The 26,645-nt window shown below is 34.4% G+C and carries 25 protein-coding genes, 1 pseudogene and 1 other annotated feature; of the genes and pseudogenes, 23 read left to right on the top strand and 3 right to left on the bottom strand.

The features are described from left to right. Nucleotides 1–86 precede the first annotated feature (86 nt). Nucleotides 87–319, top strand: a binding site (T-box leader). 306 nt (nucleotides 320–625) lie between these two features. The 19 genes and pseudogenes from ABH959_RS02660 (at nucleotide 626) to ABH959_RS02750 (ending at nucleotide 20,601) form a co-directional block, all read left to right on the top strand. After that, entirely contained in the window at nucleotides 626–1,921 is a 1,296-nt protein-coding gene (locus ABH959_RS02660; RefSeq protein WP_113938241.1) for a homoserine dehydrogenase, read from the top strand. Then, nucleotides 1,914–2,972, top strand: a complete 1,059-nt coding sequence (gene thrC / locus ABH959_RS02665; protein WP_404492243.1) for a threonine synthase — start codon at nucleotides 1,914–1,916, stop codon at nucleotides 2,970–2,972. The genes ABH959_RS02660 and thrC overlap by 8 nt, the downstream gene beginning before the upstream one ends. Then, nucleotides 2,969–3,862, top strand: a complete 894-nt coding sequence (thrB, locus tag ABH959_RS02670) for a homoserine kinase (RefSeq protein WP_404492244.1) — start codon at nucleotides 2,969–2,971, stop codon at nucleotides 3,860–3,862. Before thrC ends, thrB begins: the two co-directional genes overlap by 4 nt. Before the next feature lie 92 nt (nucleotides 3,863–3,954). Further along, nucleotides 3,955–4,167 carry a DUF6366 family protein gene (locus ABH959_RS02675; protein ID WP_404492245.1) on the top strand — a complete coding sequence of 71 codons (213 nt, stop codon included), beginning with the start codon at nucleotides 3,955–3,957 and terminating at the stop codon, nucleotides 4,165–4,167. Between the two features lie 221 nt (nucleotides 4,168–4,388). Then, nucleotides 4,389–6,692 carry a glycoside hydrolase gene (locus ABH959_RS02680; RefSeq protein WP_404492246.1) on the top strand — a complete coding sequence of 768 codons (2,304 nt, stop codon included), beginning with the start codon at nucleotides 4,389–4,391 and terminating at the stop codon, nucleotides 6,690–6,692. A gap of 359 nt (nucleotides 6,693–7,051) precedes the next feature. Continuing rightward, the gene (locus ABH959_RS02685) at nucleotides 7,052–8,053 is read left to right on the top strand and encodes an LCP family protein (protein WP_113938245.1); all 1,002 of its coding nucleotides are present in this window, start codon (nucleotides 7,052–7,054) and stop codon (nucleotides 8,051–8,053) included. A 62-nt stretch (nucleotides 8,054–8,115) separates the two neighbouring features. After that, a pseudogene (locus tag ABH959_RS02690) lies at nucleotides 8,116–8,376 on the top strand (sensor histidine kinase); the annotation flags it as partial. Nucleotides 8,377–8,510: 134 nt separating this feature from the next. Further along, complete coding sequence (locus ABH959_RS02695) at nucleotides 8,511–9,332, top strand: peptidoglycan-N-acetylglucosamine deacetylase (RefSeq protein WP_113938246.1); 822 nt, start codon at nucleotides 8,511–8,513, stop codon at nucleotides 9,330–9,332. Nucleotides 9,333–9,346: 14 nt separating this feature from the next. After that, nucleotides 9,347–10,003, top strand: a complete 657-nt coding sequence (locus tag ABH959_RS02700; protein WP_002135778.1) for a YkyA family protein — start codon at nucleotides 9,347–9,349, stop codon at nucleotides 10,001–10,003. A gap of 158 nt (nucleotides 10,004–10,161) precedes the next feature. Then, the gene (locus tag ABH959_RS02705; protein WP_002012374.1) at nucleotides 10,162–10,842 is read left to right on the top strand and encodes an MgtC/SapB family protein; all 681 of its coding nucleotides are present in this window, start codon (nucleotides 10,162–10,164) and stop codon (nucleotides 10,840–10,842) included. Nucleotides 10,843–10,919: 77 nt separating this feature from the next. Continuing rightward, on the top strand, nucleotides 10,920–11,456 hold the full coding sequence (locus ABH959_RS02710; RefSeq protein ID WP_113938248.1) for a GNAT family N-acetyltransferase: 537 nt from the start codon (nucleotides 10,920–10,922) through the stop codon (nucleotides 11,454–11,456). A 250-nt stretch (nucleotides 11,457–11,706) separates the two neighbouring features. Further along, nucleotides 11,707–13,515, top strand: coding sequence for an IucA/IucC family protein (locus tag ABH959_RS02715; protein WP_113938249.1), 1,809 nt, complete (start codon nucleotides 11,707–11,709; stop codon nucleotides 13,513–13,515). A 67-nt stretch (nucleotides 13,516–13,582) separates the two neighbouring features. After that, nucleotides 13,583–15,424 carry an IucA/IucC family protein gene (locus ABH959_RS02720; protein ID WP_113938250.1) on the top strand — a complete coding sequence of 614 codons (1,842 nt, stop codon included), beginning with the start codon at nucleotides 13,583–13,585 and terminating at the stop codon, nucleotides 15,422–15,424. Then, the gene (locus ABH959_RS02725) at nucleotides 15,411–16,649 is read left to right on the top strand and encodes an AMP-binding protein (protein ID WP_113938251.1); all 1,239 of its coding nucleotides are present in this window, start codon (nucleotides 15,411–15,413) and stop codon (nucleotides 16,647–16,649) included. The genes ABH959_RS02720 and ABH959_RS02725 overlap by 14 nt, the downstream gene beginning before the upstream one ends. After that, on the top strand, nucleotides 16,646–16,921 hold the full coding sequence (gene asbD / locus ABH959_RS02730; RefSeq protein WP_113938252.1) for a petrobactin biosynthesis protein AsbD: 276 nt from the start codon (nucleotides 16,646–16,648) through the stop codon (nucleotides 16,919–16,921). The genes ABH959_RS02725 and asbD overlap by 4 nt, the downstream gene beginning before the upstream one ends. Nucleotides 16,922–16,944: 23 nt before the next feature. Next, on the top strand, nucleotides 16,945–17,949 hold the full coding sequence (locus tag ABH959_RS02735; protein WP_404492247.1) for a DUF6005 family protein: 1,005 nt from the start codon (nucleotides 16,945–16,947) through the stop codon (nucleotides 17,947–17,949). 14 nt (nucleotides 17,950–17,963) lie between these two features. Next, nucleotides 17,964–18,806 (top strand): sugar phosphate isomerase/epimerase family protein, encoded by an 843-nt coding sequence (locus tag ABH959_RS02740; RefSeq protein ID WP_113938254.1) that lies wholly within the window; start codon nucleotides 17,964–17,966, stop codon nucleotides 18,804–18,806. Between the two features lie 120 nt (nucleotides 18,807–18,926). Next, nucleotides 18,927–19,133: an alpha/beta-type small acid-soluble spore protein gene (locus tag ABH959_RS02745; RefSeq protein ID WP_000113539.1), complete on the top strand. Its 207-nt coding sequence runs from the start codon at nucleotides 18,927–18,929 to the stop codon at nucleotides 19,131–19,133. Between the two features lie 217 nt (nucleotides 19,134–19,350). Next, nucleotides 19,351–20,601 (top strand): MFS transporter, encoded by a 1,251-nt coding sequence (locus ABH959_RS02750; RefSeq protein WP_404492328.1) that lies wholly within the window; start codon nucleotides 19,351–19,353, stop codon nucleotides 20,599–20,601. A gap of 48 nt (nucleotides 20,602–20,649) precedes the next feature. Here the strand turns inward: ABH959_RS02750 and ABH959_RS02755 are convergent, their stop codons facing one another. Next, on the bottom strand, nucleotides 20,650–21,267 hold the full coding sequence (locus ABH959_RS02755; RefSeq protein ID WP_002031419.1) for a LysE/ArgO family amino acid transporter: 618 nt from the start codon (nucleotides 21,265–21,267) through the stop codon (nucleotides 20,650–20,652). 122 nt (nucleotides 21,268–21,389) lie between these two features. Here ABH959_RS02755 and ABH959_RS02760 point away from each other — a divergent pair, with 122 nt between their 5' ends. After that, nucleotides 21,390–22,832 carry an aminotransferase-like domain-containing protein gene (locus ABH959_RS02760; RefSeq protein ID WP_113938256.1) on the top strand — a complete coding sequence of 481 codons (1,443 nt, stop codon included), beginning with the start codon at nucleotides 21,390–21,392 and terminating at the stop codon, nucleotides 22,830–22,832. A 12-nt stretch (nucleotides 22,833–22,844) separates the two neighbouring features. Continuing rightward, complete coding sequence (locus tag ABH959_RS02765) at nucleotides 22,845–23,012, top strand: DUF3933 family protein (RefSeq protein ID WP_002012388.1); 168 nt, start codon at nucleotides 22,845–22,847, stop codon at nucleotides 23,010–23,012. A 105-nt stretch (nucleotides 23,013–23,117) separates the two neighbouring features. On the opposite strand, the gene ABH959_RS02770 is transcribed toward ABH959_RS02765, so the two are convergent. Both ABH959_RS02770 and ABH959_RS02775 read right to left on the bottom strand, forming a co-directional pair. Then, nucleotides 23,118–24,083 (bottom strand): patatin-like phospholipase family protein, encoded by a 966-nt coding sequence (locus tag ABH959_RS02770; protein ID WP_113938257.1) that lies wholly within the window; start codon nucleotides 24,081–24,083, stop codon nucleotides 23,118–23,120. 87 nt (nucleotides 24,084–24,170) lie between these two features. Next, a complete protein-coding gene (locus ABH959_RS02775) occupies nucleotides 24,171–24,332 on the bottom strand; it encodes a YjcZ family sporulation protein (RefSeq protein ID WP_113938258.1) in 162 nt (53 codons plus the stop codon). A gap of 224 nt (nucleotides 24,333–24,556) precedes the next feature. On the opposite strand from ABH959_RS02775, the gene ABH959_RS02780 reads away from it, so the two are divergent. After that, entirely contained in the window at nucleotides 24,557–25,309 is a 753-nt protein-coding gene (locus ABH959_RS02780; protein ID WP_113938259.1) for a YwqG family protein, read from the top strand. A gap of 147 nt (nucleotides 25,310–25,456) precedes the next feature. Beyond that, nucleotides 25,457–26,617: a transglutaminase domain-containing protein gene (locus tag ABH959_RS02785; RefSeq protein ID WP_404492248.1), complete on the top strand. Its 1,161-nt coding sequence runs from the start codon at nucleotides 25,457–25,459 to the stop codon at nucleotides 26,615–26,617. The last annotated feature ends 28 nt before the right edge of the window (nucleotides 26,618–26,645 follow it).

Genomic DNA, 26,645 nt, shown 5'->3' on the forward strand with positions numbered 1-26,645 from the left:
ATTAGATTGAAAATTAAAAATAATTTAAAAATAGTATTGATTTTGTTTTTTATGCGAGTATAATGAGTTAACAAATAAACATGAACGAAAAAGTAACGATAAGGACATGAGAACATTTTTACGGTTTACAGAGAGGGAAGCCAAAGGCTGTGAGCTTCCTAACACGAGAAATGATCTTACCACCTTTGAACTTCAATAGTGAACGAGTAATCTAGTAATTATTGACGGTATCAGCCGTTATCTGAACTTGAGCAACCTAGAAGGAAATAAATCTGGGTTGGAACAAGGGTGGAACCACGAAAACACATTCGTCCCTTTCCTAGGGATGAGTGTGTTTTTTTATCCCGCATTAACGGTCAGTAAGACTCCCATCTCAAAATTTGGCGGATACGAGGGAGTAAGATGGGAGATCAACTGTCCGTAAAAGCCCGATTGGTTCAACTAATAATCAGTGAGGAATGGACAAAATCCCCACTGATTAAAGTTTCACTTTATTACTTTGAAAGGAGGTGCGGTAACATGAAACGATTAGTACGTACGGAAATAACCACCACCTGCATGAAAAAATGGCAGAGCAAGGTGATTGATAGAGATAAAAAATAAAATTTTAGGAGGAGATTAGAAGATGAATAATGTTATTAATGTTGGGCTATTAGGATTAGGTACTGTCGGAAGTGGTGTTGTCCATATTTTGAAAGAACATTATCAAAAAATTACTCTTGATACAGGATGTAAAGTAAAGGTAAAGACAGTCGTTGTACGTGATTTGGAAAAAGAACGTGATGTTTGCATTGATGGAATCGTAGTAACAAGTAATGTTGATGAAGTTCTAAATGATTCAAATATTGATATTGTAGTAGAGGTAATGGGCGGAATTGAAGAAGCGAAAGAACATATTGTGAAGGCTTTACAAAGTAAGAAACATGTCGTAACAGCAAATAAAGATTTAATGGCCGTATACGGTGCGGAGCTTTTGCAATTAGCAAATAAAAATGAATGTGACTTATGTTACGAAGCGAGTGTAGCTGGTGGGATTCCGATATTACGAGGATTATCAGACGGGCTAGCGTCAGATCAAATTGAAAAAATAATGGGAATCGTAAATGGAACAACAAATTACATGTTAACAAAGATGAGTCAAAATGGATGGTCGTATGAAGAGGCTTTACAGGAAGCACAAAAATTGGGTTTCGCAGAATCAGATCCGACAGCGGATGTAGATGGGCTAGATGCGGCGAGAAAGGTAGCAATTCTTGCAAATTTAGGATTTTCGATGAATGTTGCATTAGATGATGTGCAAGTAAGAGGGATTCGAAAGGTCGAAAAAGAAGATTTACAAATGGCTGAAAAGTTAGGATTTACTATGAAGTTAATTGGTAAAGCAGAGAAACAAGGATCATCCATTCACTTAAGTGTAGAACCGACTTTATTACCAAACCATCATCCGTTATCAAATGTTAATAATGAATTTAATGCGGTGTATGTTCACGGTCAAGCAGTAGGAGAAGTGATGTTTTACGGACCTGGAGCTGGGAAGTTGCCGACTGGTTCTGCTGTAGTAAGTGATATTATTTCAATCGTTAAAAATATGAATCAAGTTCCGAAAAATAAAAGTGTGTTAAAAGAACCAGAACCGTACGAATTACAAGGAGATGAAGAAGTAGTTTCGAAATATTTCTTACGTATTTCATTACGAGATGAGCCTGGGATGTTGCGAAAAATAACAGAATGTTTCGTTAGTTATTCTGTAAGTTTAAAAGAAGTTATCCAATTACCTTTGAATCGTGAACTTGCAGAAGTCGTTGTTGTGACACATCACACTTCAAAATATCAATTCGAACGAGTTTTAGGAGCGATAGAAGCTGTCGCAAGTGAAATAAACAGCCACTACATTATTGAGGAGGAAAAACAATATGTATAAAGGATTATTAAACCAGTATGCTTCTTATTTACCAGTGAATGAAAACACACCTGATGTTAGCTTAATGGAAGGGAACACACCTCTTATTCCATTATTAAATATATCAAAACAATTAGGGATTCAGTTATACGGTAAATATGAAGGAGCGAATCCAACAGGTTCTTTTAAAGACCGTGGTATGGTAATGGCAGTTGCAAAGGCGAAGGAAGAAGGGGCGGAGGCAATCATTTGTGCATCAACAGGTAATACATCAGCATCAGCTGCCGCATATGCGGCACGCCTCGGAATGAAATGTATTATCGTAATCCCAGAAGGAAAGATTGCGCATGGGAAATTAGCGCAAGCGGTCGCCTATGGAGCTGAAATCATTTCAATAGAAGGGAATTTTGATGATGCACTTAAAGCTGTAAGACATATTGCTGCAGAAGAGCCGATTACATTAGTAAACTCAGTGAATCCGTACCGAATTGAAGGGCAAAAAACAGCAGCATTTGAAATTTGTGACCAGTTGCAAAGTGCACCAGATGTTCTAGCTATCCCTGTTGGGAATGCAGGGAATATTACAGCATATTGGAAGGGCTTCTGTGAATACGAGAAAGAAAAAGGTTATAAGAAACCAAGAATTCACGGCTTTGAAGCGGAAGGAGCGGCGGCAATTGTAAAAGGACATGTAATTGAAGAACCTGAAACAATTGCAACAGCGATTCGCATCGGTAATCCAGCAAGTTGGTCGTATGCAGTAGAGGCAGCCGAACAGTCTCATGGTGAAATAGATATGGTGTCAGATGAGGAAATATTACATGCGTATAGATTGTTAGCAAAAACGGAAGGAGTTTTCGCAGAGCCAGGATCGAATGCTTCATTAGCGGGCGTCATTAAACATGTGCAATCTGGAAAAATCAAAAAAGGCGAAACGGTTGTTGCAGTATTAACTGGAAACGGTTTGAAAGATCCTGATATTGCTATTTCTTCTAATAAATTAGACATTGCAAGTGTTTCAAATAATATAGAACAAATTAAAGATCATATAAAAGGGGTGATTATGTCGTGATACCATTAAGCGTTCGTGTTCCTGCTAGTACAGCAAATGTTGGACCAGGATTTGATTCTGTTGGAATAGCTTTGTCATTATATTTAGAAGTGAGTGTAAAGGGAGAAGCTGATAAGTGGCAAGTGATACATTCTTTTGACGATTCAATTCCAAAAGACGATAAAAATTTAATTGTTAGCACGGCATGTAAAGTATGTCCTTCTTTATCACCCCATATAATAGAAGTTACTAGTAATATTCCGCTGACAAGAGGGCTAGGAAGTAGCGCGTCAGCGATTGTAGCAGGAATAGAGCTTGCGAATCAACTTGGAAATTTACATTTAACAACTGATCAAAAGGTTCAAATTGCTACAAATTTTGAAGGGCATCCAGATAATGTTGCTGCTTCTATTTTAGGTGGAACTGTAATCGGAGCACTTGATGGAAAGAATGTTTCGGTTGTAAGAATTGAAAGTAAGGAATTAGGCGTAATTTCTCTTATTCCAAATGAAGAGCTAAATACAGATGAAAGCCGATCTGTATTACCAGAGATGTTTCCGTTTCATGAAGCAGTTAAAGCTAGTGCGATAAGCAACGTATTAGTAGCTGCGTTATGTCAAAAGAAGTGGGAAGTTGTAGGTGAAATGATGGAACGAGATCATTTCCACGAGCCATATCGTTTAGAACTTGTACCGTTATTACCATCAATTCGTAAATGTGCAAAGGAATTTGGAGCATATGGCACAGCGCTTAGTGGTGCGGGACCATCCATTTTTATTTTAACTCCGTACGAGAAGCGTAAAGAAATAGCTGACCAATTAGCGAGAGTATTTGCAGCTATGAAAGTATGTGAGCTTGAAATTGATCATAAAGGGACTACTGTAAATAAGGAAGAACATATTGGATTATAAAGAAAGCTAGCATCGCTAGCTTTCTTTACGTTATGGAGAATCTATTTTAAAGGGGATTTTTCGGAATGAGCATTAATTTTAGAGGTGATTATATGAGTTCAAAAGAGTCACCAGAAGAAAAAAGAGAACGCATGAGACAAGGTGAATTGAAAAATAATCCTACCGGTTCTTTGAATGATGGACTCAACAGGGCGGAATCAGGTAGCCCCGCTGATATGACAGGTGGTATGAATTGGAAAGGTACAGGGGTATTAATTTTAGTGCTAGTTTTAGGATATATTATATATAGTTACTTTTTCAGTTAAGGAAAGCTTGATGGAATTTAGATTTGCTTGATCTAATTATTAGTGAGAATAAAAAAACAAGGATTAAAGTCCCACTGTATTACATATTTTCTTTAAACAAATTATAGTTATACGTAAATTTTTTTTGCTCATAATAGAGCTAGCATAATGCTAGCTCTATTATTTTTTTGCCATATTCCTGTAACAAACCTCCTGTATATTCATTGGTGGAGGTGCAGAAGATGAAAAAAATGATAGCGATATGTCTTCTTACAACATTGTCACTTTCGACTTTAGTCGGGTGTGATGTAAAAGGTAATGAGGCTTTACAAGAGTCTAAAATAAAGAAAGCGACGTATAAAGATTTTACTTACGATGTAAATCCTGAGACTTTTACGTTAACTGTAGAACATGATGGTGTAAAAGAACAGGCATCACAACCGCTACCAAAAATGAAGGTGTCGAATTTGAAAAAAGACAAGGATCATACATCATGGGAATATCCGGATCAAAAAGTAAAAGTAAATTTAGAAAAGAAAAAAGACCACTTAAATATTGAAGTGGAATCGACTGGCGCAGAAAGTTTCACATGGCCAAAAGTGCAAGCTGAAAATTATACACTTCCGTTATGGGAAGGTAAGCAAATTCCGAGTAATGATGAGAATTGGAAGAAGTTTTTAAAGGATGATGCATATTCATTTGCTGAATCATTTTCTATGAAGTTTTTTGCATTAAATGGTTCTAAGTATTCGATCGTATATATTGCGAACAATATGTTTAATAATGAATTGAAATTTCATTCGGACCCGAAAATAGGGTTTGATTTTACACATGAATTCCCGAGTATAAATAAAAATAAAACATATGGATTTCAATTATATGTGACAAATAATGATGCAGTAAGTATTGCTAAACTGTATAAGGATAATATTATTGAAAAAGGTGAATTTAAAACATTACAAGAAAAGGCTAGAAAAAACAAAGAAATTGAAAAACTTTACGGTGCAGGTCATTTTTATTTTTGGAATCAAAATGGTTTATCAGAAAGTAACGTAAATTGGCCAAAGCTAAGGGAGCAAATAAATAGCCCGGTGTTTAGCCATATAAAAGAGCTTATTCAAAAGAATAGTTCAGAGCCTGGGGAATTGAATGTATTTGAGCAGGTGAGTAAACAAGACTTTATCGATAAGTACCAAAAAAATGTTATTTTACGCTATACAAACGAAGTATTATCTATGAAGGAATTGTATAAAGAGGATGTTTTCCCGAAAGTTAATCAGGAAGCTAGTGTGTTATTAAAGAAAGGTGTAGATCACTTATCGAAGACAGAGCTGTATAGCTTAAATAAACATTTATTAAAGTCAGTACTCGGTGATGCAGTTGAAGAAGTAAGTAAATGGGGTAAAGCAGATGGAACGGATATAATAAAGGAAATGAAAAAAGTAGGGATAGACAAAGCGTGGATTGGTCTACCGAACTGGGAACAAGGATTTATGCAGCCTAATTTCGTTACAGAAGCTAAGGAAATGGGATATTTAGTTGGTCCGTATGATTCTTACCATTCTATTCATGAGAAAGGTGATAAAAATTGGAACACAGCTTCCTTTAATGACCCATCGTTATATGAAGAAGCCACTGTAACGAAGAAAAATGGTGAGAAAGTGCAAGGATTTCTAGGTAGAGGCCGAAAATTAAATCCGACATTATCACTTCCTAGTGTAAAAGAACGAATGAACGATATATTACAAAATGGCCCTAAATATAATTCATGGTTTATTGATTGTGACGCGACGGGCGAAATTTATGATGACTATTCGGCAAAACATGTAACGACACAAGAACAAGATTTACAAGCACGATTAAAACGAATGGATTATATTGCACAAGAAAAAGGTATGGTAGTTGGCTCTGAGGGCGGAAATGATTTTGCAAGTAGTACGATTGCATTTGCTCATGGAATTGAAACACCAGTTATTAAGTGGGACGATGAAGATATGAGAAAAAATAAAACAAGTCCGTATTATGTCGGTGGATATTGGTCACCAAATCAAAATGTTCCAGAAAAATATGCAAAACAAGTACCGTTAAAAGAAGAATATAAGCAAGTATATTTAAATCCAGTATATTCGGTGCCATTATATAAACTAGTATACAATGATTCGGTTATTACAACGCACCACTGGGAATGGGGAAGTTTGAAGGTAAAGGACGAGGTTGGAAATCGTATGTTATATGAGTTATTGTATAATGTTCCTCCGTTGTACCATTTAGATGAAGTAGAGTGGAATAAGCATAAAAAAGAAATTACAGAGCATCTGAAAGTTTGGAATGATGTTCATGAAAAGGCAGTAAAAGAAGAAATGACGAACTTTGCATATTTGTCAGAAGATAAGTTAGTACAATCTGCTTCTTATGGAAAAGAGATTAAAATTATTGTGAATTTCTCTAATGATGATGTGGAAATAGAAAAAACGAAAATAAAAGCAAAATCAGCTTTAATTTATAATAATGGAAAGCAAATGATATACACACCAAATGAGAAATAATAAAGTGGAATTTTAATCAGTGGGGGATTTATCCCTCACTGATTATTAGTCATCACCAATCAAAATTTCACGGCACAAACTTGACTCTTTTATTCCTGCTAAATTATGAGGTGAAAGTCTTACTACCTGCAAATAACAGAATGATAAATCTGTAAATTCGAACGTTTTGAAGTGTTAAATTTTTGAAGTTGATAAATAGTGACTTGCCAAAAATAAGCACGAGAGTATAATGTGAAATGGAATACATATTGGATTCATGATGTAACCTTACAAAAATGTAAGGTGATTGAAAGGAAATTCAATATGAAGATTACTAGACATACATTATACTAGGAAAAGAGAAAGAGAGGAGAATGAACATGAGCTCTGAATTAGAACAAGATACGAGAAGCAGTAAAAAACGTTCTAAAAGAAAATCAATAAAATGGTTCATTTTAATTCCATTTTTCCTACTTATTTTTGGAGGAGTAGGATATGGATCGTTTATATATAACAAAGCAAAAGCTGTTGTAAGTGATGCATATGCAAAAATTGATAAGTCATCAAAAAGGGACAAAGAAGTGGAACCTTTAAAGGATAATATCTCGATTTTAATCATGGGTGTCGATGGAAGCGAAATGAGAAAAAGCCAATATGGTGAAGCGGTTCGAACAGATGCACTTTTATTAGCGACAATTAATAAAGATGATAAGTCAGTTAAATTAGTAAGTATTCCGCGTGATTCACGCGTTTATATTCCATCTAGAAAAAAATTAGATAAAATTACACACGCACACGTATTTGGTGGTGTTGAAAGTACACGAGATACAGTGGAAAGATTTTTAAATGTACCAGTTGATTATTATGTGAAGTTTAACTTTGAGTCATTTGTACAAATTGTAGATTCAATTGGTGGTATTGATATTGATGTACCTGTTACTTTCACTGAACAAGATAGTAAAGACCAAGCAGGTATGATTCATTTAGAAAAAGGTTACCAACATTTAAATGGTGAACAAGCACTTGCACTTGCGAGAACGCGTAAAATTGACAGTGATACAATGCGTGGTCAAAGACAACAACTTGTAATTGAAGCAATTGCGAAAAAAGCAATGTCTGTTCAATCTATTAGTAAAATGGGCTCTTTACTTGATGCAGTTGATAAAAATATGAAAACAAACTTAACGTTTGATGATATGCTTGCTATTACGAAAAATATGGCAGGCTCTGATTTGCAAATGGAAAAGATGCAAATAGAAGGAACAGATAAACGTATTGGTGGTATTTATTATTACATTCCAAATGAAAAGAATGTAAAAGATATTTCGAATAAGTTAAATGCGCATTTAGGTGTTACACCAAAACCAAATCGAAATGAATAAGTATAAAAAAAGGTTGGCCTCAGCCAATCTTTTTTTATGGAAATGGACTGCTTCATTTATTTTTAGTAGAAGGGCTACTAGTTTTTTCACGTCTACAGTTAAATCATTTTAATTTATATAAACAAAAGGTGCAATTGTACGATATACTAGAGGAAAGAATTTGGTAATTAACTCCTAAAATAGAGGAAATAAATTCATCTCATTGCAAGTTGAAAGCGAATTGAATTGATGGAAGATCAAACAGGTTAAAACAAATCTTCTTGAAAGTTGTACATAGTGCAATCAAGAATTGGTATGAAAAGAATAAAGAGCTTGTTGAGGCAGGAACAACAATTTTGATAAAACTCCCATTATAATTCATATTTTAGATTGTTTATATAGTGTAATAAAATAAATAGATGTATAATTATATTGGGTGATTTATATATAAGATTAATAGGGAGAGGAATTCGATAGAATGGAAAAGGCTTTTAAAATTAAACGAGTTGCAGTTGTTTCAGTAGCGATTGCAATAGTAGCTATTGGGTATTTCATGTTTCAATCTATTACTTCACCAGCAAAAGCTGTTGCGAAGCAAGAAAATATAGTGCAGCTTGCAAGTGAACAATCGAAAGTTGAAATGAATAAAACGGCGCCAAGTCGTTTTAACGGAATGGAAAGAAAAGTTGCTTATCTTACATTTGATGATGGGCCAGGAAAATATACGGCTGAATTATTAAATATGTTAAAACAGCATGATGCGAAGGCGACATTCTTTTTAATTGGTGCGAATGTAAAACAGTTTCCTGATTTAGTAAAACGTGAAAATGCAGAAGGACATTATGTTGGAATGCATAGTATGACACACAATTTTGCGAAGTTATATAAAAATGGCGAATATGTTAATGAAATGAAAGAAGATCAAAGCTTAATCGCAAATATTATTGGAAAATCACCTCAATTAACACGTCCACCATACGGGTCGAAGCCTGGTTTAAATGAAGACCTTCGAAACAAAGTAGTAGAGGGTGGTCTTAAAGTGTGGGACTGGACAATTGACTCTTTAGACTGGAAATACAATAAAGTACCAGTGGATGCAGCGGCAGCGCAAATCGCTCAAAATGTATTAGCTGGTGCAACAAAACCGCAAGAAGTCATTTTAATGCATGACATTCACCCGCAATCAGTTGCTGCTGTGCCAGCAATTTTAAAGGGTCTAAAAGAAAAAGGTTATGAGTTTGAAGCATATCATGAAGAGAATCACTTCCCCGTGAACCTCTGGCATGATAACCGTATGTAATGGAGGAATTGAAGTTGAAATATGGAAAAGTAGCAGTAGTTGGAGCATTATCAGTAGGATTATTATCAGGTTGTTTCGGTGAAAAGCCAGAAGAAAATTTATTTACGGCTTTTGAAGCAGCATCTACACAAGAAAAATCTTTAGCAGATGACACAAAAAAATTAGAGAAGTTAGAAAAGCAAGGACAAGAACTTTATTCTCAAATTTTACAAGAAGGTAAAGAGCATAATGAAGCAGTTTCAAAGAAAATAGAGCAAGCTACTGCAAATGTAGACGAGCGTGAAAAAGTATTGAAAAACGAGAAGGAACAGTTAGAAAAAGCGCAGAAAGAAACGACACCCGTTCAAAAAAATATTGAAAAACTCGAAGATAAGAAATTACAAAAACAAGCAAAAACAGTAGAAGAATCGTATAAAAATCGTTATGATGCCTTCCAAAAGATGAATGAGAATTACACGAAGGCGTTAGCGACTGAAAAAGAACTGTATGAAAAATTAAAAGTAAAAGAAACGAAGTTAAAAGAAATTGGTGAAAAAGTTAAAACTGTTAATGAGTTAAATGTGGAAGCGCAAAAGGCGAAAGAACAATTTAATAAACATACAAAAGAGTATAATGATAATAAGTTAGCATTTTATAAAGATGCACAAATTAAAATTAAAGAACAAAAATAAAGAAAGATCTTAATTATAATAAAAAGCCGGGGAAACATTGTCAAAAATGTTTTTTCGGTTTTTTACTTTAAATGAATAGAAAAGACTGGAATTGATATCATAAAAGAGTTATAGTGAAATATTCGAAGGGAAACATTGTAAAGTAAGGAGAAGAATTTATGTCATATGAATTTTTATTCAAATTAGGTTTAGCACTCTTTTTAGGATTATTCATCGGAATAGATAGGCAGCTAAAGAATAAACCGCTTGGTGTGAAAACAAGTATGGTTATTTCCGTAGCGAGTTGTTTAATTACAATGGTTTCAATTGAATCAGTGAATGTTTATTCTGTACCGGGTCATACAAACATGGACCCAATGCGTCTCGCTGCTCAAATTGTTAGTGGGATCGGTTTTCTTGGAGCAGGGGTAATTTTACGAAGAAATAATGACGTTATTTCAGGATTAACGACAGCTTCTATGGTATGGGCCGCTTCAGCACTAGGTATTGCGATTGGTGCAGGGTTTTATATACAAGCGACGGTTGCTATGATTTTAATTATATTAGCGATTAACGTACTTCCGCAAATTGTGAAAATTGCAGGCCCTTATTCATTAAGACAAAAGGACTTATCTATAAAAATTACCGTAAACAAACATCGAGAGTTAGACGGGATTTTTAAGCAAATTAAAAATTTAAATATGCAAGTGAAACGAGTGAAAATTAAAGATATTGATAATGGGGCATCTCAGCAATTGGAAATGGTCATTTTAGCTCCAGAAGATTTATATACAACTGAATTATATAGTTCTTTAAAAGAAATCGATCATGTTGTTTCAGTAGAAGTTGAAAGTAGATAAAAAGAGTGATGAAAATTCACTCTTTTTTTAATGCATACAAAACATTTTGCTATAATTATTTTCTAAGGGGGATGAGTATGGTGGAGATACATATTAGAAAGGCAATGAAATCTGATATTGCGGCAATAGCAAAAGTGCATGTGGATAGTTGGAAAACAACGTATACTGGGATATTCGCTAACGAAATTTTAGAAAATTTAACATTTGAACAAAGAAAAAAGCAATGGGAAAACATTTTTCAAAAAGAAGACAATCTACAATATAGATTTGTAGCAGAGACGTTAACTGGGGAAATTATCGGATTTATCGATGGGGGAGTTGAAAGAACAGGTACATATAATTGTGATGGGGAATTATATGCAATATACATTTTACAAAAATATCAAGGAATGAAGATAGGACAAAGATTATTTCAAGCATTGCTATCGGAATGTAAAAAAGATAATATGCAATCTCTGTTAGTTTGGGTTGTTGCTAATAATCCTTCTAAAAAGTTTTATGAAAAATATAATCCGGAAAAAATTGACACGAAACTTTTAGAAAGACTAAATGTAGAAGAAATAGCATATGCTTGGCGAGATATGGATTGTTTATACAAATCACTATCAAATTAGAATACGATAATATTATTATGTAAACTTAATCTGCGAGAATGAAAAAATACATCAATTATTATATTGGTGTATTTTTTTGTTGCCGGATTAAATGTTTTGAAAAGGTGAAAAGTTTAGCTAGATAAAAAAATTCTGAAATATTTCTTGAAATGATTATCATTATCAATTAGAATCATAGTTGATAATAAAATTCAACTGTCAGAAGTTTTACAAAAAAATGATAGTGTTCGTCTAAAAGAGGAGGAGCAGTATGCAGCATGCGAAACAAATCGCGGAACATGCAACAATACAAAGCTTTTTAAACTGTTATTTAAGAGAAACAGGGAGTGGAGAATGGATTACAGAGGATGAAAGAATAGAAAGTATCTTCAGTAATACGTTGAATAGAAATATAGTCCCCACATATTTATGTTGTCGGCTATCGGCACAGAAGGTTACTTTGTATGGAGAAGTTATATATAAATCATCAACAGATCGCCATTTGTTTGGAGAACAGTTTTATTATCAAGTCGGAGAAACTAAAACTGTTATAAAAGCAGATTACGTTACAGTTATTACATTTTTAATAAAAGAGATGTCTATCAACTATGGAGAAGGAACTAACCCTGCTGAACTTATGCTTCGAGTTATTCGTAGTTGTCAAAATATTGAGGAATTTACAAAAAAGAGAGCAGAAGATACATCTGCATTATATGGTTTCCATACAACTTTTATTGAGGCGGAGCAATCTTTATTATTTGGACATTTAACTCATCCTACACCAAAGAGTAGACAAGGTATATTGGATTGGAAAAGTTCCATGTATTCTCCTGAATTAAAAGGGGAGTGCCAACTTCACTATTTTCGGGCACATAAAAGTATAGTAAGTGAAAAGTCATTGTTACAAGATTCTACAACGGCGATGATAAAAAAGGAATTAAAGAGCGATGAAAAGGTAGGTCAAGAATTTATTGAAGAGTACTGTCAAGAAGATGAATATTCATTAATTCCAATCCATCCGCTACAAGCAGAATGGCTATTACATCAACCTTATGTACAAGAGTGGATAAATCAAGGAGTACTTGAGTATATGGGTCCCGTAGGTAAGTATTATATGGCAACATCATCACTTAGGACGCTATATCATCCTCATTCGAAATATATGCTTAAGTTTTCATTTCCGGTGAAAGTAACAAATTCAATGCGCATTAATAAGTTGAAGGAACTTGAGAGTGGCCTTGAAGGGAAGGAAATGTTAAATACGTCGATTGGTGAAGTACTAGAAAAGTATCCAGGTTTTGATTTTATTTGTGATCCAGCCTTTATTACCTTAAATTATGGAGCAAAAGAGTCTGGATTTGAAGTGATTATTCGAGAGAATCCTTTTTATAGTGAACATGCAAATGACGTTACTTTAATTGCAGGACTAGTTCAAGATGCTATACCGGGAGAACGTACTCGTTTATCGAATATTATTCATCACTTAGCGGATTTAGAAGGTAGAAGCTGTGAAGAAGTAAGTTTAGAGTGGTTTAGACGATATATGAATATCTCTTTAAAGCCGATGGTATGGATGTATTTACGTTATGGCGTTGCATTAGAAGCGCATCAACAAAATAGTGTTGTTCAATTGAAAGATGGTTATCCAGTTAAGTTTTACTTCCGTGATAATCAAGGTTTTTATTTCTGCAATTCAATGAAGTCAGTGCTAGATAATGAACTAGCGGGTATTGGCGAACGTACTGGGAATTTATATGACGATTACATTGTAGATGAAAGATTTCGTTACTATTTAATTTTTAATCATATGTTTGGACTAATTAACGGTTTTGGTACAGCGGGATTAATAAAGGAGGAAATTCTTCTTTCGGAATTAAGGTCTGTACTTGAAGCGTTCCGTCCATATAACCGCGAACCTTCTACATTTTTAAGTGAATTGTTGGAAGAAAATAAATTGGCATGTAAAGCAAATTTGCTAACGAGATTTTTCGATGTTGATGAACTGACAAATCCTTTAGAGCAAGCAATTTATGTACAAGTAGATAATCCACTCGTTAGAGAAGTGGCTGTTCGTTCATAAGTAGTGCTAAAATTTCACGTAATACAAATAATGGAATTTGATATTCCGTATTATAGCGGAGGGATTTATGAAAGAAGAAGTTTATCACATAAAAATATTGAAGGCACTCCAATCAAAAGAGTACATTTCAGTAAGAAGAAGAGTATTCCGGCAATTAGTAGAATCGTTAATTTATGAAGAAATCATTACGCCGATTCGTATACAAAAGGGAGAGCAAATCCTTTTTATTATACAAGGTCTTGATGAAAAGGATCAAAATGTAATGTACCAATGCTATGGGCAAGAACGTATGACATTTGGGCGTATTTGTTTACATGACTCATTAATAATGAGAGTTCAAGATGAGGAAGAAGAAATACAATCAGTTTCACAATTTTTACAGGAGATTTTTCGGATTGTTCAAGTGGATCGAACGAAATTGGATTCTTTTATTCAAGAATTAGAACAAACAATCTTTAAAGATACGATTGCACAATATGAGAGAGGTTGTGAAGAAGACTATCTTGCGAAATCTTATGATGAGCTTGAAAGTCATTTAATAGATGGACACCCGTATCATCCTAGTTATAAAGCACGCATCGGGTTTCAATATCGTGATAATTTTCAATATGGATTTGAATTTATGCAACCAATGAAAATTATATGGATTGCAGTTCATGAGAAATATACGACTGTAGGATATGAAAGTGAAGAGAGTTATAACTGTACCTTTAAAGAAGAACTTGGTGAAAAGAAAATCGAAGAGTATATGGATCGTATTCGAACAATGGACTGTGATTCGAAGAAGTACATGTTTATACCTGTTCATCCTTGGCAGTGGGAGAACTTTATTATTCCGAATTATACTGACCATATACAGGATAAATATATTATTTATTTAGGGAAATCAGAAGATGATTATTGCGCGCAGCAGTCGATGCGGACATTAAGAAATGTTACGAATCGAGAGAAACCATATGTAAAGTTATCAATGAATTTACTCAATACTTCAACTATCCGTACATTAAAACCACATTCGGTTGTGAGTGCACCTGCTATATCGAATTGGTTAAAAGATATAGTAAATCATGACCCTTATTTAAGGGATGAATCGCGTTTAATTTTGTTAAATGAATTTTCGAGTGTTACGTACGATGCGAATAAAAAAGCTACGTATGGCTCATTAGGATGTATTTGGCGCGAAAGCGTTCACAAATATTTAGATAAGAAAGAAGAGGCAATCCCATTTAACGGTTTATATGCCAAGGGAAAAAATGGGACACCAACTATTGATTTGTGGTTAAAGAGATATGGAGTAGAAAGCTGGTTACAATTGCTTATTCAAAAAGCAATTATCCCAGTTGTACACCTCGTTGTAGAGCATGGAGTCGCATTAGAATCACATGGACAAAACATGATTTTAGTTCATGAAGAGGGAATACCAGTCCGTATTGCACTAAAAGATTTTCATGAAGGACTGGAGTTTTATCGTCCATTTTTGAAAGAACTCGAAAAATGTCCTGACTTTACTAAAATGCATAAAACATATGCGCATGGTCAAATGAATGATTTCTTTGAAATGGACCGTATTGAATGTTTACAAGAAATGGTTTTAGATGCGCTTTTCCTATTCAATCTAGGTGAACTGGCTTTCGTGCTGGCAGATGAGTATCAGTTGAAAGAGGAACAATTTTGGATCATTCTTGTTGAAGAAATAGAAGATCATTTTGAAAGATTTTCGCATTTGAAAGAACGTTTTGAAGCATTACAATTATATGCACCTACATTTCATGCAGAGCAATTAACGAAGCGTCGTTTATATATGGATGTGGAATCGCTTGTTCATGAAGTTCCAAATCCATTGTATAGAGCAAAGCAACTTACAATACAAAAATCAGTTGTTACAGGGGGAAATCATGCTAATCGTTAATAAACAAGAATTTAGCAAATATGATTTTGAATTGAGATTACAAGGTTACGAGGGAGTGGAACAATTTCAAGAAGCAGAAGGAAATAGATTTGCACTTTGTCTGAAAGATCCATTCGATATTATTACGCTTGTGTTTTTCCTAAAAGAAAAAAGAGCATCTGTACTACTTATTCATGAAGATACGCCAAAGGATACAGCTATTGAAATGGCAAAGCGCGCAAAGTGTACTGCACTTTTATACGGAGAAAGTAACGACTTTACAAAATTAGAAGTTCCAAATCTATTACAAGAAGAACCGTCTTTATTGCAGTATAGTTCAGGTACAACAGGAGAGCCAAAACTGATTCGTAGAGCATGGACGGAAATTGAAACAGAAATTGCCGCTTACAATGAAGCTTTAAAATGTGAAGAAGACGAAGTGCCAATTGTAATGGCTCCAGTTTCACATTCATACGGATTAATTTGTGGCACGTTATCAGCAATTACGAGAGGTAGTAAGCCTATAATCATTACAAATAAAAACCCTAAATTCGCATTAAATATAGTTCGTAATACCGAAAAACATATCATATACGCAGTACCACTTATGTTACATATTATGGGGAGTTTTCCACAAGGGACTTTTCAGTTTCATAAAATTATGACATCAGGATCACCTTTGCCAGAAACGCTATTTTATAAGTTAAAGGGCATGACGAAATACATGATGCAGCAGTACGGCTGTTCTGAAGCTGGTTGCATTAGTATATGTCATGCTATGGAAACACATTTGGATTTAGGAAAACCACTTCCTCATGTAAGTATTAACATAGGTTCAAATGAAGATGAACCTGAAGAAATCGTAGTGAAAATTGCTGAAAAGGAGATTTATACAAAAGATTTAGGTTATAGATCTGAGCAAGGCCTTCATTTCATGGGGCGAATAGATGATGTTATTAATGTGTCCGGTCTAAAGGTATTTCCTATAGAAGTGGAAGAAACGATGCTTCGATTAGAAGGTATTCAGGAGGCAATTGTATACCGGGGCAAGCATCCTGTGATGGGAGAAATAGTAAAAGCGAAAGTAGTCTCTCGTATTGAACCAGTACAAATAAGAGAATGGTGCATACAGCATTTACCGTCTTATAAAGTGCCACATGAAATTGAAAATGTAGCAGAGATTCCGAAAAATAAAACAGGGAAAGTAAGTCGGAAGTTATTAGAGATGGGAGAGATAACAACATGAGTCGTGAAATGTTAAAAGAAGCAGTTTTAAGTATTATGAGAGAAAAAATGGAACTAAAAAACGTGACACATTTAGAAGAAACGATGCGTTTAAATCAAGATTTATATATAGATTCGGTAATGATGTTACAGCTCATAGTATACATAGAAATGGATTTAAAGCTATGCGTTCCAGAGGATGAGATAGACCCAAAGGCGTTTCTTACTGTAGGATCTTTGCTCGACTTTATGGAAGATTTGCAGCCGTTACACGAAGTAAATGTGAATAACTAACCTTTAGGAAAGTGGATGAGAGTATGACTTCAATTAAAGTTCACTGTTTAGTGAGTTGTTTTTGTGAAATTATAAAAAGGTGTAGCGATATAGATTACCGTCCATTTTATTTCGGATTATGGGATGGAGACTTTGATATAACAGAAGGCGGGATTATTTCTTATCATTCCGAAAACATTAACCATGATAACTACTTGCTTTGGTATGAAAAATTGTATGGGATAAAAGTGAACGAATGGTACGATCATTCAAAAGATAAAAGTAGCAATGTAGAAACATTTTTAGAATTAGTAGAAAATAAGCCGGAAAATCGTTACGTAATTGTAATGGTTGATATGTCTTTATTGCCTGAGAGAGAAAATAAGTTTCATCAAAAACCGTTTCCGCATTACTTAATGATATCGAAGACAGAGAAAGAAGACGAATGGTTCATGCTTGATCCTGATTTTCGCTGGGAAGGGAATATGGAAAGAGAAAAAGTGCTCCATTCTGTTAAAGACAACCCATTTGGTGGAGGCTATTTCATTGATATAGAAGGAATTCAGGAGCCAACACAAGAGATGGTAGAAAGTTATTTCATGGAAACATTCAAAAAAGATGATAATGAACTAACAATGGAATTAAAAAAATTAATAATAAAAATGGTAAATGAAGAGGGTGGGTATTCACTTTCCGGGCTCGTAACGGCAGTAAAGCAAATACCCGTATTGGCAATACGTAAATATAGCTATGAACATGCCTTTGCATACTTCCGTGAAACTTTACAATATTCGGAGCAAGAATTTGATTATTGGTGTGATCGAGTGGAAGACATTGTACAAGGATTTACAAATGTACAGTACCGTGCTATTAAAATGGCAATGACAAATAATAAAGATATGTTATTACCAATTGTTGAAAAACTTGATGAAATGAATACAATTGAACTGCAAATCAAGGATGAACTAGAGAAACAGTTTCTGTTATGGAAAGAAATTACAACAAATCAGTCTTTCTTAACTAATACAAGTTCATTGAATTTAAGATAAGGGAGTTCAAACCAATGAAATATTCGCTATGTACAATTTCATTTCGCCATCAACTAATTTCATTTACTGATATTGTTCAATTTGCATATGAAAACGGTTTTGAAGGAATTGAGTTGTGGGGGACCCATGCACAAAATTTATATATACAAGAGCGTGAAACGACAGAACGAGAAATAGATTATTTAAAGGATAAAAATTTAGAAGTTACGATGATAAGTGATTACTTGGACATATCATTATTAGCGGATTTTCAAAAAACGATGGAAAAATGTGAACAGCTGGTAACACTAGCTAATTGGTTTAATACAAATAAAATTCGTACGTTTGCCGGGCAAAAAGGTAGTGAGGATTTCTCGGAACAAGAGAGAAAAGAGTATGTGAAGCGAATTCGCATGATTTGTGATCTATTTGCTCCGCATAATATGTATATACTATTAGAAACACATCCAAATACGTTAACGGATACTTTGCCGTCTACTTTGAAATTGTTAGAAGAAGTAAATCATCCATATTTAAAAATAAACCTTGATTTTCTTCATATATGGGAGTCTGGTGCAGACCCTGTAGATAGTTTTCATCGATTAAAGCCGTGGATACAACATTACCATTTTAAGAATATATCATCAGCGGAGTATTTACACGTGTTTGAACCAAATAATGTATATGCCGCTGCTGGAAGTCGTATAGGAATGGTTCCATTATTTGAAGGTATTGTAAACTATGATGAAATCATCCGGGAAGTGAGAGATACTGATCATTTTGCTTCGCTTGAATGGTTTGGGCATAATGCGAAAGATATATTGAAAGAAGAAATGAAAGCATTAACGAATAGAAAATTAGAAGTAGTAAGTTCATAAGGTGAAATGATGAAAGAGTCTCGTTTAGGAGACTTTTTTTATTTTATCAATAACCAAAAATTACCATGTATTTAATTTCGGATTTGATACAGTTTAATATATATAAGGAGGTGATCGGTAATGGCTAGAAATCGTAACGCTAATCAATTAGCATCACATGGAGCACAAGCAGCTCTAGATCAAATGAAATATGAAATTGCACAAGAGTTTGGTGTACAGCTTGGAGCTGATACTTCTTCACGTGCAAACGGTTCTGTAGGCGGTGAAATTACAAAACGCCTTGTAGCGATGGCAGAACAACAGCTTGGTGGCGGATATACTCGCTAAATGTAGAAGGTTATAGGAGAAAGGAAGGATTCTTCCTTTCTTTTTTATTTTCAATTAATTGGTATGGATATATTGTGAACAGGATTCAAAGAATAGGAGTAATGCTATATTTTACCCAATTTCTTTTGTTGTAAATGGAAAGTAGTAAAGATGAAATAGCCCTGGTGGAATGTAAACATAATTTCCAGCAGGGCTATTATATGGTAAGAAATATATGATGAAAGGTTCCGAAATCAACATGTTAAAAAAAGAAAACTGTTGTTTAATTGCACTTGCATCAGTTCCACTTGTTATGACGCTAGGTAATTCAATGCTTATTCCAATCCTGCCAACCATTGAAAAGAAATTACATATTTCATCTTTCCAAGTATCCATGATAATTACAATTTATTCTATCATTGCAATTATACTTATACCGATTGCTGGTTATTTATCAGATAGATGGGGACGAAAGATGGTAATGGTTCCAAGTTTATTAATTGCAGCTATTGGAGGAGCGATAACGGGATGGGTATCATGGAAAGTTGATAACCCTTATGTTTGGATTCTTATCGGAAGAGCAATTCAAGGGATAGGTGCTGCTGGTGCTATGCCAGTTGTCATACCATGTGTCGGTGATTTATACAAAGATGAAAAACAGGTTAGTGCAGGTTTAGGAATCATTGAGACGTCAAATACATTTGGAAAAGTATTGAGTCCCATATTAGGATCAGCTCTTGCAGCTATTGTATGGTTCTTACCATTTTGGGCGATTCCAGTTTTATGTGTAATATCGATTGTTTTACTACTGGTACTAGTAAAGGCGAAGAAACAAGAAGAAGAAGTCCTACCACTTAAAGAATTTATTCAATCTATTATCTCTACGTTTCGAGAAAAGGGAAGATGGTTAATCGCCATTTTTATACTAGGTGCAATTATTATGCTTATTTTATTCGGAATACTTTTTTATCTGTCAACTATACTGGAGTCGAAGTACGATATTCATGGTATATGGAAAGGGTGTGTACTCGCTATTCCTTTACTTGTACTATCACTTAGCTCATATATGGCTGGTAAAAAAATTGGAGATAAACAAGATATTATGAAAAAGTGTATCTATATTGGATTTTTACTGGCTGCTGCATCTGTCTTCTTACCTTTATTTCTAAAAGGAATCTATTTGCTACTTCTTTGTCTCGTTATTATGGGGGGAGGAATTGGTATGGTGTTACCATGTCTAGATGCTCTTATTACACAAGGGATTGAAAAAGAGCAGAGGGGGACAGTTACGTCATTTTATAGTTCAATGCGATTTATCGGTGTAGCAGCTGGACCACCCCTGTATTCTTTTTTTATGAAAGGGGCAGACCATGAAGTGTTTTATTTAACGAGCATCTTCGCTGCTATTGGTGCTGTCATAGCAATTATTTGGATTAAACCAGCAAAAGATAAAATGATGTTAAAACAGAAACCGGAACAAACTTCATAATGCGAAAGAGAATTGCATGCCAATTACATAACATGCAATTCTCTTTAATTAGTTAGGAAAAACAACTTGTTTTAACATATAAAGTGCGACTCCCCATATGATTAGCCCTGAAATTTTATTTAATACTATAATCGTTTTTCCTGTCGAGTCAAATCCTTTTAGAAATTTTCCAGCAAAAGCTAAACTAATAAACCAGATCCAAGAAACTATAATTGTTGCAAAAGTGAAAGCCCATTTCTCACTTCCTATGTACTGTATAGAGTTTGTTCCGATTACACCAATTGTGTCTAAAATTGCGTGTGGATTTAGTAATGAAACTGATGCGGCGAAAATAATTTGATTTTTTAAAGGCATGCTTTTTTCTTGTTTTACATCATTTGAAGGATCGCTTCTCCAAATAACCCAGCCCATATACATAAGAAAGAAAAATCCAATCATATACAAGGTGGTTGTTAACCAAGAGAAAGTTAAGAGGACAAGAGAGACACCTTGTACAGCAATTAATATTAATAATGTATCACATATAGATGCAGTCAAGACTACAGGAGCAGCTCTCCAAATATTTGGTTGACTAGCGCCTTGGTTAAAGACGAAAACATTTTGGACACCTAATGGAATGATAAGACCAAATGCAAGGATGATACCGTGAATAATTGCTTCACTCATCAGATTACCTCCTACTTAATTTGATTAATTATGATAGTCTATATTGTATAGAAGAAATGAAAATTTGTATCCATCCATATGGTTGGATAGGTTACCAACCATAAAATATGTGAGGTGAGATAATGGAAAGGCTCGTTTGGAAACCTAATATGTCTTCATCTATTCCTTTGTATAAACAAATAGAATCTTATATAAAAGAGAGAATTGTTAATGGGGAATGGACAATTGGAACTAAATTACCTTCACAAAGAGATTTGGCGCATACGTTTGAAGTGAACCGAAGTACAATTGTAATGGCTTTTGATGAGTTAATAGCCAAAGGGTATGTCGAGGGGAATGGCCGGAAGGGAACAATTGTTATAAATAATAGTGAGAGTACTTCTACATATGCCCCGCCTCCAAACTGGCAGTCTTATGTAGAAACAGGACTTCATTATCCGAATCTTCCTGCTGTACAAGAGATTAATCAAGCTGAATTTACTCCCAATGTAATTCGATTAGGAACAGGTGAACTTTCACCGAGTCTCTTGCCTGAGAAAAAGATGAAGGGTATTATTAATAAAATTCTACAATCAAATGTTACACTTGGGTATGAGGAACCGAAAGGAAATCTCCATTTAAGAGAAAAAATTGCGGAATATTTAAAAGGGCATGGGGTATATGTATCTCCTGACTCTATTTTAATTGTTTCGGGAGCAATCCAAGCATTGCAGCTTATTTCTATGGGGCTTCTTCCGAAAGGAGCGTCAATTTTATTAGAAAAACCATCATATTTATATTCGCTTAATGTATTTCAATCAGCAGGAATGCGCTTGATTGGAATACCAATGGATGAGAATGGTATAAATACTTCCTATATCACAAAATATAAGAAACAATTTAACGCATCTATTTTATATACAATCCCATCTTTTCATAATCCGACCAATTTTAGTATGAACGCTAAGAAGAGGGAAGAAGTGATGGAGATATGTAATGAAATTGGATTACCTATTATTGAGGACGCGGTATATCAAGATTTATGGTTCGATGCACCAGTTTCAAAGCCTTTAAAGGCATATGATAAAAATGGTATCGTGCTACATATTGGAAGTATGTCCAAAGTCATTAGTCCTGGTTTAAGAATTGGGTGGGTTGTTGGATCAGAATCCGTTATTCAAAGATTAGCAGATATAAAAATGCAAACTGATTATGGTTCAAGTTCTATATCCCAGCAGATTGCAGCGGAGTGGTTTGAAAATGGATTGTATGATGAACATTTACAGTTTGTAAGAAGTGAATTGAAAAAACGTAGAGATTTTATGATAAGTATGTTAGAAAAGTATTGTAGTGGCATTGCAACTTGGCATGAGCCAGTAGGAAGCTTTTACATTTGGCTACATATAAATCTACCAATTTCGAATCGTAGTTTATTTGAAAAAGCTTTACAAGAAAAGGTGTTGTTAAACCCAGGCACTTTGTATGATAGAAGTGCTAACCAATTTTTACGTCTTTCTTATTCCTATGCAACTGTAGAAGAAATTGAAGTTGGAATAAAAAAGGTTGCGCAATTAATTAAAGGGTAAAAGGAGAAAAACATGAAACAATATGTGATTTGCCAAATTATCGATGGGGATAAATATTTAGCTGCTTATGCAGAGACAAAACAGGATGCAGTTGAAAAAGCAGAACTGTTAGGATTAAGAACCGGAAACCGTTACATAGTAATTACCGCGGAAGAAGCTGAAGGGTTAACTTATCCTTAAGCAATGTGTGTGGTATGTAGGAGATAAATAAGCCTAGTAATATATGAAATTACTAGGCTTATTTACTATTAAAGCGTCAAGTCTTCTCGTATGAAAATAAAAGTATTATGAGTCAAGTTGACGGAAAAATCGATTTGTTTTTCGATCCTGATTTCCGTCTCTATATTCATCAACATATTGTCTGAAGTTCCAAGATTGTAAAAACTTATTTGCGGAGTTATAACCAGAATTGTACAGCCATTCTTTTTCTTCTTTCGTTAACTCAAAATTTGTACTTGTAATTGTCCCTGTAGGAATTGTAATTGTTCTTGCTTTTGATTCTTTATCTAAATGCCGTAAATCATGAGCTTGCATCATTGTTTTAAATAGTCCTTTGAACATGGAAATAGGTTCTTTATAATGGGCAGGATCAGCTTGAATTTCATCTTTTACAAAATGAAATCCAAAAGTCGGCCAGCGAGGAGAGGTAGGGGAGTCGAAAATCCAAATTGGGTAATTACTTAAAATCCCGCCATCAACCATATAACAAGGCTGCTTCCATTTTGGTGTTCTCCATTTTACTGGCTCAAAGAAGAAAGGGATTGTACTACTCATTCTTACAGCTTTAGCAATAGAGAAGCGATAATTTAAAAATCCATAGTTCGGTAAATCATCGGGGAAGACAACCATTTTACCGTTGCTTATATCAGAAGCTATAATTTTGAGTTTGTTTAAATCAGGTAGATCTGTAAATAAGTGAACGCCCTTTTTTCGCAGTAATTCTTCAAGCCATTCTTCTATAAATACATTGGAATAAATACCTAGAGTAGACCATGCACTTATTCCTTTACCGATAAACGGGATTCTATCAAGAAAAGTTTTCTTCATAAATTTATTATAATCAATATCGGTTATTATTGTTTTTAATTCGGAACAAGAATATCCAGCTGCTAAAAGCGCTGCGATAATTGAACCAGCTGATGTTCCAGCTACGCGCTCCCATTCATATCCTTTTTCGGCTAACGCGCAAATTGCCCCCACATGCGCAATTCCGCGTACACCGCCTCCCTCGAAAACACCATCAATCTTCATTAAACATACTTCCTTTCAGATGGAAAATTTGAAAATGGCAAAAAAGCACGTATTGTACGCGCTTTTTTACAATAGTTTTTAAGTTTACTAGCAGTCGAATCCGCCGCCCCAACAGCTAGCTCCAATGATGATTAGAAGGATAAATAAAACGATTAATAAAGCGAAACCTCCATAACCACAACCGCCACCACAACTACCGCCGTAACCGTAACCACCGCCGTAACCACCGCAACTATATCCGTAACCCATGTGGAATTCCTCCTTAAATTAAAAATAAAAATGAACGAGGGGAAAATGTACTGGAAGAAATAAAGAACTATCGTGTTTGTAGGAACAATGTATACTATGCTTTTTTAAACTTGTTCGCGTACGAGGGATAAGCCCGTTTTTTGGAGGGCTTGTTGAATTTACAATGAATGAAGTATAATCTTTGTGCTATGATACAAATAAGTATGTAAATGTAAGGAGAATTTATGGAACAGAAAATTGAAATATTAATTGATAAATATGAACTAACACATTTGAAACAGGAACTTATTAATACTGTATTTCCTTGTGTAAAAGTTGTGCCAAAACAACAGGAAATAATTGCGATAGGCAGTTCGAAAATGGGCGGAGTTCCTGATTTGCCAAATACATTTGAATATCCAACATACAAAGAGAATCCGTTACGTTTTATCGCACAATTTAATTTAAGTGATTTACAAAACGTTGGTATGGATCACAATCTTCCTAAGACAGGGATGCTATATTTCTTTAGTATTGAAAATTACTTTGAAGAAGATGTGGATCCAACCGAAGCTGGACGTGTAATTTATTATGATATCCCTGTAGAGCAATTACGTAGAGCAGATGAAATACAAGCGAAATATAACCAGTGTGCAATTACTTTTGAACTGACGTATAAATTACCGGAGCTTTTCATTGAAGATGAGGCAGATTCAGATCGTTTCTTGCAATTACTTGAAGAGCTAATCCCAGACAACTATGATAATCATCAAATGTTTGGAGAACCATTCTCTGTACAAGATGAGGTATTGTACGAGACTGGACAATATATGGGGATAGATCCACAGCATATGACGCTCTTATTCCAAATTGATTCAGATACTAAAAATTGTAATATGATGTGGGGAGATTTAGGGATGCTTTATTTCTGTATTGGAAATGAAGACTTGAAAAATCGCCATTTTGAAAATACATGCTGTGTGTTGCAAACTTGCTAAAAAAAGGGTTGTTCTTTTTCTAAAAGAACAACCCTTTTAAAAATGTTAAATATGCATAATCTCATATGACCTATTTTGAAAAGTATTGTATACTCTGAAACTATACGATACTTTTTTGTATAGTTATAGAATGTAAGGAGTGACAAGATGGGAAAGACAAGTAAGTATGTGACAGCTGCCGCACTTTGTTCAACTATAGTAATGGGAGGCTTACAGGCGTCAGCTGTATCTTATGCGGCTACGAATCCGACTACAGTGACAACACAATCAGATGCAAAGTTGTTAAATGATTTCAGAAAAGAATTAAAAAAACAGATTGATAATAGAGAAGAAAATATTACAATCACATATAAAACAAAAGATAGAAATGCTAGAAATATTATGGACCAATTGTATGGCGAGTTTAATAAAATTGTAGATGCTGATGAGTATGTAAAATATAATGTAGCGTCTACTAAATATTCTATAAAAGGGATGCCAGGGAATTATACATTTACATTACAAGTGAAGTATCGTGAATCAAAAGAGCAAACACAGTATGTAAAGTCTCAGGCGAAAGCAATTGTAAATTCTATCATTAAACAAGGCATGGATGAACATGAAAAAGTGAAAGCTATTCATGATTATGTTGTGAAAGAAGTATCATATGATACTTCTTATCAAGCATATACAGCGTATGAAGCGTTAGCGAATCGTTCTGCCGTTTGCCAAGGATATACATTGTTAACATATCAATTACTAAAAGAAGCAGGTATTCAAAATCATATTGTAACAGGTACAGGGAATGGACAAGCTCACGCATGGAATTTAGTGAACATTGATAACAAGTGGTACCACCTTGATACTACATTCGATGATCCAGTACCAGATAAAGCTGGGCGTGTAACATATTCCTATTTTAATATGTCTGACGAGCAATTAAGCAAAGACCACGAATGGGATCGTAGTAAATACCCAGCGGCAACTACAAGTTACTTTGGTGAATTAACAAACAAAATAAAATCCGGTAGTTCAAAAACTGCTGTATATGAACAAATGTTAAAAGAAACAAATTTAAAATACTTGTCTGCACAATATGGAGCGGAAAATTATAATGAATTTAAGCAAAAGTTACAGCAACAATTTGCTTCCAAGCCAGAAAAAGTAGAAGTACGATATAAGCAGTCAATGGATGGAACGATGCAAGATATAAAGAAAGTATTAAATGAAATAACTTGGCCAAAAGGTGCAAAGCGTGTATCTTATCAAGTTGCGCCATATAGTGCAATGACAGGTTATTCATTAGCGACAATTACATTTACGTATTAAGCAATGAAAAAGAGCATCTGTAAAAGGT

It is taken from the genome of Bacillus sp. RC51, assembly GCF_044908115.1.
GTDB lineage: Bacteria > Bacillota > Bacilli > Bacillales > Bacillaceae_G > Bacillus_A > Bacillus_A mycoides.

Bases quoted from the DNA above. Each gene is read 5' to 3' on its own strand.
- ABH959_RS02760 (WP_113938256.1), top strand. From the start codon at position 21,390: ATGGAAAGGCTCGTTTGGAAACCTAATATGTCTTCATCTATTCCTTTG.
- thrC (WP_404492243.1), top strand. From the start codon at position 1,914: ATGTATAAAGGATTATTAAACCAGTATGCTTCTTATTTACCAGTGAAT.
- ABH959_RS02705 (WP_002012374.1), top strand. From the start codon at position 10,162: ATGTCATATGAATTTTTATTCAAATTAGGTTTAGCACTCTTTTTAGGA.
- ABH959_RS02750 (WP_404492328.1), top strand. From the start codon at position 19,351: ATGAAAGGTTCCGAAATCAACATGTTAAAAAAAGAAAACTGTTGTTTA.
- ABH959_RS02775 (WP_113938258.1), bottom strand. From the start codon at position 24,332: ATGGGTTACGGATATAGTTGCGGTGGTTACGGCGGTGGTTACGGTTAC.
- ABH959_RS02745 (WP_000113539.1), top strand. From the start codon at position 18,927: ATGGCTAGAAATCGTAACGCTAATCAATTAGCATCACATGGAGCACAA.
- ABH959_RS02710 (WP_113938248.1), top strand. From the start codon at position 10,920: ATGGTGGAGATACATATTAGAAAGGCAATGAAATCTGATATTGCGGCA.
- ABH959_RS02695 (WP_113938246.1), top strand. From the start codon at position 8,511: ATGGAAAAGGCTTTTAAAATTAAACGAGTTGCAGTTGTTTCAGTAGCG.
- ABH959_RS02685 (WP_113938245.1), top strand. From the start codon at position 7,052: ATGAGCTCTGAATTAGAACAAGATACGAGAAGCAGTAAAAAACGTTCT.
- ABH959_RS02660 (WP_113938241.1), top strand. From the start codon at position 626: ATGAATAATGTTATTAATGTTGGGCTATTAGGATTAGGTACTGTCGGA.
- ABH959_RS02735 (WP_404492247.1), top strand. From the start codon at position 16,945: ATGACTTCAATTAAAGTTCACTGTTTAGTGAGTTGTTTTTGTGAAATT.
- ABH959_RS02720 (WP_113938250.1), top strand. From the start codon at position 13,583: ATGAAAGAAGAAGTTTATCACATAAAAATATTGAAGGCACTCCAATCA.
- ABH959_RS02770 (WP_113938257.1), bottom strand. From the start codon at position 24,083: ATGAAGATTGATGGTGTTTTCGAGGGAGGCGGTGTACGCGGAATTGCG.
- ABH959_RS02765 (WP_002012388.1), top strand. From the start codon at position 22,845: ATGAAACAATATGTGATTTGCCAAATTATCGATGGGGATAAATATTTA.
- ABH959_RS02785 (WP_404492248.1), top strand. From the start codon at position 25,457: ATGGGAAAGACAAGTAAGTATGTGACAGCTGCCGCACTTTGTTCAACT.
- ABH959_RS02755 (WP_002031419.1), bottom strand. From the start codon at position 21,267: ATGAGTGAAGCAATTATTCACGGTATCATCCTTGCATTTGGTCTTATC.
- ABH959_RS02675 (WP_404492245.1), top strand. From the start codon at position 3,955: ATGAGTTCAAAAGAGTCACCAGAAGAAAAAAGAGAACGCATGAGACAA.
- ABH959_RS02680 (WP_404492246.1), top strand. From the start codon at position 4,389: ATGAAAAAAATGATAGCGATATGTCTTCTTACAACATTGTCACTTTCG.
- ABH959_RS02780 (WP_113938259.1), top strand. From the start codon at position 24,557: ATGGAACAGAAAATTGAAATATTAATTGATAAATATGAACTAACACAT.
- ABH959_RS02740 (WP_113938254.1), top strand. From the start codon at position 17,964: ATGAAATATTCGCTATGTACAATTTCATTTCGCCATCAACTAATTTCA.
- asbD (WP_113938252.1), top strand. From the start codon at position 16,646: ATGAGTCGTGAAATGTTAAAAGAAGCAGTTTTAAGTATTATGAGAGAA.
- ABH959_RS02715 (WP_113938249.1), top strand. From the start codon at position 11,707: ATGCAGCATGCGAAACAAATCGCGGAACATGCAACAATACAAAGCTTT.
- ABH959_RS02725 (WP_113938251.1), top strand. From the start codon at position 15,411: ATGCTAATCGTTAATAAACAAGAATTTAGCAAATATGATTTTGAATTG.